We start from the raw sequence: 10,330 nt of genomic DNA on the forward strand, positions 1-10,330 counted from the left end.
CTCGCTGAGTGGGTAATGAACTATGCGGACTGGTATTAAAATCAAGAGTGGTCTGCACTTAAGTTCACCACTATTTCGCATCTTCTTCTCGGGGCTTGAACTGCGAAGCCTGTACGCTGGACATTCAAGCATCATGCGTTTAAGCAGAAAATTAAAAATAAAGATTTTCGCTACAGCTCAATGCGCACATCTCGCTTAGCGTGTGTTTTTGGTTCAGTTGAACAAGCATGCAAACTAGCCTTCTTTAATACTAAGCAGTTGCTCGATTTATAGCCTGATTATTGGATAGATGTGTTCGTAGCCACAAAAGCAATTCCTCTTCTGATTTATCAATTCTAATTGGCATCTTCAGAGAGGGCGGACGGTGCGGACTACCAGCGCGAACAAAAATACTATTTTCTTGAATGGCTGCAGCCACACAACCTGCATTTTGAAACTTTACGTAGCCATTCATCATTTCTTCAATCGCGTTATGAACGATGCCTGCAGTGCTGTCTGGTTTTTGGTAGAGCCCCCATATGTCGAGGTTTTTCGCTAACGCTAAGATATCATTTGTAATCGCTTTTACACCGGCAAGATTAAAGCCTTCCGAATAAAAACAAACAATCAGATTATCTCGTTTTTCTAGCGAGTAAGTGCCATGTACGGGTTCAATATTCATCTTAAAAATTCCTACTACTTTGACGATAGGTGACAAATAAATAACTGCTCAAATAAACACGTTTGCATCTTTAGTATAATTGTAGGAGGTTTTTTTAGTTATGAAAAAAATTTATATCTGCTACTAGGCGAATGACGTTTAAAACATAGTTTTTTTGCACCAAACCATGCTGATTCAATGAAATCCTAATCTCAGTTCTGAGCGATTGCATATTATCCGTTTTGTTGTTTTTCTGGAGGAGATATCCTCTATATCATGCGAAAGGAAATTCTCGAATCTGTTAAAGGTATCTCGCTAACGTTTGAATTGCTTCAACAACAATTTCAGATCGCATTATTGCGAATAGTTTGATGACGTTCCCGTTTAAAAGCTTCATAGCTTTTGTAGTAAGGGGATACCGGATATGCGATTGGCTTTAAAAAGCCCCAAAAGTATTAAATCAAATACGCTGTTATTCCACTGCATGTTTTTCGAGCTGCATATTTGTTATCTACTTAAGTCGAACAAACAAACAAATTAACCGAAGGAATTTAACCATGTTGAAAATCGTTAAAACTTCTCTAGTAATTGCAGCATCTACTTTAGCTTTCTCTAACGCAGCGCAAGCTAACGACATTAACGAAGCATTAGCTAATATCTGTACTATCGTACAAGCAGACGACAAAGGTGAACTGCGTAAAAAAATGCGTAGCGTACAGTCGGACTATAAATTGAAACTTCGCGATTATTATTCTGGCATTTCATGTGGTGGCCAAAGCCTTATCAGAACTGCGATTTCTAACAATGCAGTTGAAGTAGGCACACTTCTGGTTAAGCAAATGCCGAGCAAAGATTTGGAAGCGCCTGAGGCTGACGGCAAAACATTGTCAGCGTGGATAGCTGAGCAAGGACTACAGTCTTCGCCAATTTCAGCAGAGCTAAACGAGCGCATCTAAAAACGCATTCACATAACCATGTGAACTCATTCAACATGGTGGCAGCGAAAGCTGCACTGAAGGCCCCTCATAGGGGCCTTTTTCTTTACATTTCAGAATGAAATCAGCTTTAACACATATCGTTATTTCCCATAGACAAAGGCTTTGTTAGCCGCAATCATCCATAGTGTTGTTGCATCTAATATAAGGATATCACCCATGGCAACCCATTCTATTGTAAAACATGCCGACGAAGGCACTTGGCTCAACGTGCTCGGCATGCAGCTTAAGTTTTTATGTACCAGTGAAGATACGAAAGGCCGATATTCGAGTATGCTCAATACGGTGCCGAAAGGCCTAGGCGCACCGCCTCATCAGCATCCTTGGGATGAATCCTTTTATGTTTTAAAAGGTCAGGTTGAGTTTCTCGTGGGTAACCAAAAGCATGTGCTAAACGTTGGTGATTATGTGTTGGCACCGGCAAATACCACCCATGCTTTTGTAGGTTTGTCGGATGAAGAAGGCTTGATGATTGCTTTTGAATCACCAGGCCACTCACATCGTTTTTTTGAAGAGATTAATGATACTGTCACGAACTTGCCCGAAGACTTAGAAAAAATGCCAGGCATTGGCCAGCGCCATAACGTCACCTTTGTACAGCCAGGAGAGCACGCATGAAAATAATAATTTCTTAATGGTGCACACTAACATTGTCACTAATACGTCTTCGGACCATACCCAAACGGGCTTTCGCAAAATTCTGGTCTTAATTAAAGGCTTTCGGCTAACGTTTGAATTGCTTCAATTACAACTTCAGGCTGCATTTTGTGAATAGAATGATGACGTTCCCTTGAAAAAATTATTGTGCTATTGGTTGAGCGAGCGGCAATGTTCTCCTGCAAGTTCGCCCATATCAAATCTTTAGTTTTCGTACTATTGATTTCAGACGATGCTTTATTGCGCGCAATAACCACCAAGGGCATGTCGCCAAAGTGAGGCGCTAACTCGCTTAATTCACTAAGACTCTTTGGAAAGTATTTGGCTTCGTCTAAGCTGGTATATTGATGTTGGGTCGTACTTTTTTTAGCTTTTTCTTCTGGATTAGTGTTGGAAAGAAATAGCCTGGGGATCCCGAAAGGGGCAGCCCACATTCCAAATTTAAAAAGGTATTTCTGAAGAAAATTTGTTTGAGGCATTTTGTTTATCTGATCTTCATGGGCAGAGTCTACCAACACCAAAGCGGCTATATGTTCGGGATAGGTGAGAGCATAGCGTTGCATATTTACCCCGCCAAATGAATGGCCTACGAGGATAATTGGTCCAGTTAGAGCTTTCTCTTTTAGCACCGAGTGAAGTTCAGCGACAATGACTTTACTGTCTCTTTCACGTGGGCTTTGTTCACTCCATCCAAGGCCAGCTCTATCATAGGTAATGACCCGAGAAAACTGTGAGACTTCCTCTGCTACTTTGTTCCAGACGGACAAGTCATCACCCATACCCGAGTCAAATATTACGGTTACCTTTCCTGCGCCAGTGTCCTCAACATACAGACTGTAGCCACCAACATCTATCATTTCTCCAGGCTTTTCAAAGGAGGCTGAATCTACATAACTTGAATATGATTGATACACAAAGCCGACCAATAAAAGTATAACAATGCTGGCAGATAAAATTTTCAATGCGAACTTCCTTTTCTTCACGTTTCCACGGCTTTTTTAAGTTTAAAAAGCGTTCAGGTAATTTAACTAACTATTGCGGTCAAATAAACTGGTAACGACTAAACAGAGTATCGGGCTCGGGAATAGTGATTTTTCCATAATGTCGTTTCAGCAAACCTTCTTGTTGGAGTTCGCCTAACAGTTGGTTAACAGTCTGTCTACTGCTGTTTATCATCTGCGCCAACGACTCTTGCGAAAGCGAGAGTGTAATCGCATTGTGTTTTGGTAAATGCTGTCCGTAGCTGGTGGTAAGCATTAAAAGCCGTTTTACCAGTTGATGCTTAAGACTAAGGCCTGCGCTAGAGTCAATAAACTGGAATGCACTTCGCACCCGTGTGCACAACAGGCGCGTAAAATGCGGGTAAAGTTCAGGGTACTGTTCCAGAAGTGCTTTAAACGCATTTTTTTGAATTATGGCGACGGTGCAGTTTGTCTCGCAGAAATTGTCGTGAGTTCGAGGAAGGTCGTCGAACATGGATATCTCACCAAACCAGGTTCCAGGCCCAAGTAACGCAAACAGCATTTCGCGCCCGTCTATACCTACCGTGACAACCCTCAAACGGCCCTCGCACACACCATAAAAGCCTACACCTTCTTCACCTTTGGCATGCAGTTGCTGGCCTGCTTTTAGATGTTTCAGGCGCATCTTTTCAAACATGGCGTCCTGTAAATAAGAGGGGAGCGCGCTAAACCACGTAGAGCTCGCCAGAATCGGTTTAAACTTTTCCATTTAACAATTTTCTTACAATGTCGCATAGCCGACAGTGTATAGTAATTCCTACGTTTAATGTAAGCGGTAAGAACAGGTAATTTAAATCATTTTTTACATTAAAAGAGTAGAGCTATGACAGATTCAGTAAAGTCGAAGGTAAGCAGTGAAGAATGGCAAACGCGCGTTGATCTAGCAGCATGCTACCGGGCTGTTGCTATGTATGGCTGGGACGATCTCATTTTTACCCATATTTCGGCGCGTGTTCCTGGGCCTGAGCATCATTTCTTGATTAATCCTTACGGTTTAATGTTTGATGAAGTTACTGCGTCAAATTTGGTTAAAGTTGACCTCAACGGTAACAAGGTAATGGAAAGTGAATTCGACATTAACCCAGCAGGTTTTACTATTCATAGCGCCGTTCACGAGGCACGAGACGATGCAAAGTGCGTGTTGCATTTGCACACAGCAGAAGGTGTGGCGGTATCTATTTTAGAAGAAGGGTTGCAGCCTTACTCTCAGCAATCGCTTTTCCCGCTGGCGTCGCTTTCCTATCATGCCTACGAAGGCGTGGCGTTAAATCCAGAAGAGAAAGTACGTTTGGTTCGCGACCTTGGCGATACCCAATTTATGATTTTGCGCAATCACGGGCTTTTAACCTGTGCAGACAATATTCCCGATGCGTTTTTGTTTATGTTTATCATGCAGCGCGCCTGTGAAATTCAGTTAAAAGCGCAGGCTACAGGTAAACCGCTTATTCCCATTCACTCTGCAATTTTAGAGGGCATTCGTACGCAGGCCGATCAAGTCACAAAACAGGCCGGCGGGTCACTCGCGTGGCCGGGTATTAAACGTCGTGTTGAGCGTCGCTTCCCTGGATACGACAAGTAACGGTTTGAAGTTGGACGTTATCCAACACGATGTTTGCAAGGGGATAGGTGGCAAAAAGAACGAGTTTAAGCGCGTTGGTCTCATAAGCTGCCGTTTTAAACATTGTATTTTCGTTGAATCTCAATTGTTGCCACCCAACGTGTATCAAAATACCGTAAATTAAAGCGGCTTACTGACAAGATAAATAGAGGGCGCTGGGTTACTAAAAGCCTAAGTTAAGGTACACTTAGCGCCATGAAAATACTTCTTGAAGACACCATTCCGTTTGGCACCGATTACCTTGAGAGCGTAGGTGAGGTTGAAACCTATGCTTGGCAGTCTTTGGTGCCCGAAATGCTGCGCGATGTCGATCTTCTTGCGCTGCGTTCGACGACTAAAGTAACGCCTGAGCTGTTATCTTATGCGAATAAGCTTAAGTTTGTTACCACGGCAACGGCGGGAACCAATCATCTAGACAAAACGCATTTAGACAGCGTGGGCATTGCGCATAGCAGTGCAGCAGGCTGTAATGCCGTGGCGGTCGCCGAATACGTATTAAGTGTTTTGCTGCACGCACAAAAAGCCCAAAAACTCGATTTATACAATGCATCAGTGGGAATAGTGGGCGCTGGTAATGTAGGAACTGCACTATCAAAAATTCTAACAGCCATTGGCGTGAAACACTGTCTGTATGACCCACCGCTACAGCAAGCGTTAGCAAATTCAGGTAAGAACGAGCATAACGGTCAGTCGTTCGTAGATTTAGCACGAATAGCAAAGTGCGACGTTATCTCGCTGCACGTGCCTTTTACTAAAGGCGGCGATTACCCCACGTATCAGATGATAGACAAGGCGTTTCTGGATGAATTAACGTCAAGCCAGCTGCTTATAAATGCATGTCGGGGCGAGGTTATCGATGAAGCTGCGTTGCTTGGCGTGCTTCAGCGTGAAAAGGCGCCAACGGTAGTACTGGATGTATTTGATAACGAACCAGAAATAAACACAGCGCTCTTCAACTATGTTTGGTTCGTTACACCACACATTGCGGGTCACACTGTTGAAGGCAAAGTGCGTGGTACACAAATGATTTACGAGCAAATTTGTGAGGTAGCAGGCGTAATTCCAGACAAAGCGCTTAGCGACTTTTTAGATAAAACTAACCCGATAAATGCCGGGTTAACATCGCCAGAGGCATCGCGATTGTCAGTTGATGATCTCATTGCTGTATTCCACAAGGTTTATGACATTGCCGTTGACGATGAAATAACGCGAAACGCATTTGCGTTAACGTCAGGCCATAATGAAACGCCCGACACAGACATTGCGAATACGTTTTCTACATTGCGCAAGCAATACAGAGTGCGTCGCGAGTGCAGCGCCTATGCGTTACACTTGCCAAAGAACACCAGTAAGCAAATTCAAGACACATTCACCAAACTGGGCTTTCACGTTAGTTTGGTTTAGTTATTTTTACTTTAGGAGCAAAAAGCATTATGTCGCAAGCGTTTGACGTAGCGGTACTTGGCGCCACAGGTCTAGTGGGCCAAACCATGATTGAACTATTAGAAGAGCGAGACTTTCCGGTAAACCGTTTGTACCCTCTTGCCAGTAAACGTTCAGCAGGTAGTACCGTGTCGTTTAAAGGCGAAGACATTGAAGTACTCGATGCTGATGATTTCGACTGGTCATTAGTGCAATTCGGTTTTTTCTCAGCGGGTGGCAATATTTCTGCAAAATTTGCCCCGCTAGCCGCAGAGGAAGGCTGTATCGTAATCGACAATACTTCAGAGTTTCGTTACGAGCCAGATATTCCACTCGTGGTGCCAGAAGTTAACGCCCATGCACTGGCAGAATTTCGCAATAGAAACATTATCGCCAACCCAAATTGCTCAACCATTCAAATGTTGGTTGCACTTAAACCCATCCAAGACGCTGTTGGTATAGACCGTATTAACGTGTGCACATACCAGTCAGTTTCTGGTGCAGGTAAAGAAGCGATGGAAGAACTGGCTAAACAAACCGCAGGTTTGCTAAACGCACGTGAAGTAAAGCCTGAATCGTTTAGTCGTCAAATTGCCTTTAACGTTATTCCTCAAATTGATGTTTTCCAAGACAACGATTACACCAAAGAAGAAATGAAAATGCTGTGGGAAACACAGAAAATCATGGGTGACGAAAGTATTTTGGTAAACGCTACTGCGGTGCGCGTGCCGGTGTTCTATGGTCATGCTGAAGCTATTCACCTAGAAACACGTTCGCCTATAGATGCGCAGCATGTTAAAGAACTTTTAGCCGATGCCCCGGGCGTAACAGTGTACGACGGTAATGAGCAGTTTCCTACGCAGGTTAGCAGTGCGAGCGGCAACGACATTGTGCATGTAGGGCGGATTAGAAATGACATTACTCATCCGTGTGGTTTAAACCTATGGGTGGTGTCTGACAACATTCGTAAAGGTGCAGCGACAAACAGCATTCAAATTGCTGAGACACTCATTCGCGATTACTTGTAAGTGTTTTAAAGAAGTCCAGCCTCTAATTAATCGGATAAGCACAGGAAAAGGTAAACATTTTTCTGTGCTTGCCGATACGCAATGAGAGGGCAATGGCAAATGCCGCGAGAGTGGAGGCGCTATTGCAATGAACATGACGTATCAAGTGATACAAGGTGACAGTACTCAACGGGATAAAGCGACAGTACTTGGAATTGCCAAATGACGGCTTTTAACGAAAATTTGAGCATAAGAGCGCTTCAATACTACTGTCTAACTAGATCACCCTCAATAACTGGTTTATAGTTTGTGAAGTTAGGAATAGAACATCGTTAAAAACAATACTCAGTCAGACACTTAGGCGAAGGGTAAGAACTCTATAAGGCGCAAAAAAAGCTTACTGCTAAGTTCACTAAGACTGTAAAACGCTAACTTGATTATTAATGGTTTCAAGGTGGCTTAAGAATAAAAATAAAAGCCAATATTTCTTCCGTACTGATTGGCTAGAAAATCCGCCCATAAGTCTCGGGTGGTAAAGACGCTTGAGGGCATATAGGACTGCTATGAAATTGCATTTAACGGGCTTACTTATACTCACACTTTGTTTGTCTGGCCCTATAATCACTGTTGATGCACAAGAACGCGCTACGTTCTTAAAAGGTCCCAAAGACGCAACTGACCAGTTTTCGGGCCTAGAGTATGGTCCCATCGACGCCAACGATACCCTTTGGCGCATTGCTGAGCGCTATCGTCAAAACAATAACCTGAGCGTATATCAGGTTATGAGTGCCATCTACGAGTTAAACCCCAACGCTTTTGAAAACGGAAACCTAAATCTGTTAGTTGATGGAGCGATGTTGAAGCTTCCGTCAGAACGTTATATCGCCAGAATTGACAAACAGAAAGCGCAGATGCGCGCTGAGCAAGATGAAAGAGCATTTGCTGAAATGCTTAATAAACCTGGCAGTAGCGTAAGAAACATAAAGCCGGCATCGCCTCTGGTAAATCAACAAGATCTAACCCAAACCCAAACTGATATTGAACAGAAGATAACGCGTTTAGATCAGGAGCAAACTCGCCAATTTGATGAGTTGCGTATGCAGTTCGCCGCCTCACTTGAAAATGTTGAAGCCATCCTCAATGAAAACAGGCGTTTATACGAGCGTGTTGAGGCCGTCAACGGTGAGCTAGAAACCTTGCGTGGGCAGGTTGAAGGCGATGTTAAGAGCCAACTTGATATGCAAGTGGCACTTCAGCAAGAATTGCTCGACATGATCAAGGCTGAACAAGCCCAGCGCGAAGCTGAAAAACAAACATCATTCTTGAGCATGTTGACAAATCCACTGAGCCTTATAATCGGCTCTGCGTTCTTGTCGCTGTTACTGGTTGGTGGCCTAATTATGTGGCTGCTAAAGCGCAATGCTAAGCCTCAAGAGGCGCCTTCATCAGGACCCACAATAACGGCAAACGACGATGATATACCTGTACCAGATACGGATATTGGCGATCTTTCCAGTGCGCTAGCCCCAGACTTAGACGATAAGTCAGAATTGTCTGACGATGACTTATTTAACGATGATGATCTGTTGGATGATGTTCTCACTTCTGACTTGGAAGAGAGTCTGGATGATGAGCTCGAGGCATTTGCTGACCTAGAAGACGATATGTTAGTCCCCGATGATGATGATTTGTTTGAGGCTGGTGACGACGAGCTTGATCAAAGCGAACTCGACAGTTTATTCGATGACGATGATTTATCGGACAAGGTATTAAACGAAAACGACGCAGAGGATCTGGAAGGTTTTGATTTATCGGGCGATGAAGACGTTTTTGACGAGAGCAATGAAGACGATAACGAACAGACCCCAGATTCACCAAGCAGTGAAGAAACTGAAGAAGCAAGTGTCGAGGACGATTTCGATATCGATGATTTACTTGACGATGTGCAAAGTCAGGGCTCTGAAGAACAGAATGAAAGTGATGAAGAAGAAGCCGGCGATGTAGATCCCGATGACATCTTGAATGAATTTAGTAGCGCATCTGAGTCTGAAAATGTTGACGAAGATGATATCGATGCACTGCTTGCAAGCTCTGTTGAAGATATCAATGATGATAATGATTTCGAACAAAACGAAATTGCAGCTTCGCTTCCTAGCATAGAAGATGAAGACGAAAAGCCTGAAATAAGCATAGATGATCTGCTGGAAGAGCATGGCGTTGATGCTGGTCTTACCGATGAGTTGGACAAAAATAATGAACTCATCAATGAAGAGATGTTGAGCAAACTCGACGACGAGATAAACCAACAAAACAAAGAAATAAACAAAATAACCGACGACCTGCTTAATGAGATTGAGCAAATAGAAATGATGGGTGGGCTCGGCGAAGAGGACGATGACGAATTTGAAGATGAAATAACCACATCTGTACCTTCACCTCAATCAATACAAAGCCTTGATGCTATTACGGACGATTTAGATGATTTGCTAGAGGAAGAAATTGAAATCGATTCTGATTTTAGCGATCCGCTTTCTGATGACCTTATTGCTGAGCTTCAAGCTCAAGAAGAAAATGATATTGACGACGCTTCTGCGAGCGAAGAGATTTTACCTGCGGATGATAATGAAGATTTCGATGATCCATTCACTGATGAACTGCTTGCCGAACTTGAAGCCGAATTAGAGGACGAACTCGCAGTCAGCCCAGAGTCTCATACTGACGACGAACACATTGAAGGTATTGAAAGTGGCGAAAATGATGAAGACTTTAGTGACCCGTTAACCGACGAATTACTGGCAGAGTTAGAAGCCGAAGAGTCGAAAAGTAGTAACGAAGTCGATCAGCTTACTGATGAGCTGCTCTCGGAGCTTGAGGCGGAAGTAGAGTCGGGTGATGATGTTTTACTTGAGCAAGATTTGGAAGAGCAGCCAGAGGTTGAACCAGAATCTGAAGCAGAGCCAGAGCTAGAA

General features: G+C 43.5%; 9 protein-coding genes. 6 read left to right on the top strand and 3 right to left on the bottom strand.

Annotated elements, in window-relative coordinates; translation table 11 throughout:
• Window positions 1-250: 250 nt before the first annotated feature.
• Window positions 251-661, bottom strand: coding sequence for a hypothetical protein (locus tag GVO63_RS04895; protein ID WP_159489116.1), 411 nt, complete (start codon window positions 659-661; stop codon window positions 251-253).
• 536 nt (window positions 662-1,197) lie between these two features.
• Here GVO63_RS04895 and GVO63_RS04900 point away from each other — a divergent pair.
• Both GVO63_RS04900 and GVO63_RS04905 read left to right on the top strand, forming a co-directional pair.
• Entirely contained in the window at window positions 1,198-1,596 is a 399-nt protein-coding gene (locus tag GVO63_RS04900; RefSeq protein ID WP_159489158.1) for a DUF3718 domain-containing protein, read from the top strand.
• A 198-nt stretch (window positions 1,597-1,794) separates the two neighbouring features.
• Window positions 1,795-2,253 carry a cupin domain-containing protein gene (locus GVO63_RS04905; RefSeq protein WP_159578342.1) on the top strand — a complete coding sequence of 153 codons (459 nt, stop codon included), beginning with the start codon at window positions 1,795-1,797 and terminating at the stop codon, window positions 2,251-2,253.
• A 92-nt stretch (window positions 2,254-2,345) separates the two neighbouring features.
• On the opposite strand, the gene GVO63_RS04910 is transcribed toward GVO63_RS04905, so the two are convergent.
• Both GVO63_RS04910 and GVO63_RS04915 read right to left on the bottom strand, forming a co-directional pair.
• Window positions 2,346-3,254, bottom strand: coding sequence for an alpha/beta fold hydrolase (locus tag GVO63_RS04910; RefSeq protein ID WP_159578343.1), 909 nt, complete (start codon window positions 3,252-3,254; stop codon window positions 2,346-2,348).
• Between the two features lie 79 nt (window positions 3,255-3,333).
• Window positions 3,334-4,023: a Crp/Fnr family transcriptional regulator gene (locus tag GVO63_RS04915; RefSeq protein WP_159578344.1), complete on the bottom strand. Its 690-nt coding sequence runs from the start codon at window positions 4,021-4,023 to the stop codon at window positions 3,334-3,336.
• A 114-nt stretch (window positions 4,024-4,137) separates the two neighbouring features.
• Between GVO63_RS04915 and GVO63_RS04920 the strand changes: the two genes are divergently transcribed.
• The 4 genes from GVO63_RS04920 to GVO63_RS04935 all read left to right on the top strand — a co-directional run.
• On the top strand, window positions 4,138-4,893 hold the full coding sequence (locus GVO63_RS04920; RefSeq protein ID WP_159578345.1) for a class II aldolase/adducin family protein: 756 nt from the start codon (window positions 4,138-4,140) through the stop codon (window positions 4,891-4,893).
• A 234-nt stretch (window positions 4,894-5,127) separates the two neighbouring features.
• Window positions 5,128-6,336 (top strand): 4-phosphoerythronate dehydrogenase, encoded by a 1,209-nt coding sequence (locus GVO63_RS04925; protein ID WP_159578346.1) that lies wholly within the window; start codon window positions 5,128-5,130, stop codon window positions 6,334-6,336.
• A gap of 29 nt (window positions 6,337-6,365) precedes the next feature.
• The gene (locus GVO63_RS04930) at window positions 6,366-7,382 is read left to right on the top strand and encodes an aspartate-semialdehyde dehydrogenase (protein WP_159578347.1); all 1,017 of its coding nucleotides are present in this window, start codon (window positions 6,366-6,368) and stop codon (window positions 7,380-7,382) included.
• Window positions 7,383-7,924: 542 nt separating this feature from the next.
• Window positions 7,925-10,330 (top strand): FimV/HubP family polar landmark protein (locus GVO63_RS04935; protein WP_308469288.1); only part of this gene is annotated, 2,406 nt, incomplete at its 3' end.

Source organism: Alteromonas sp. KUL106, from assembly GCF_009811415.1.
Taxonomy (GTDB): Bacteria; Pseudomonadota; Gammaproteobacteria; order Enterobacterales; family Alteromonadaceae; genus Alteromonas.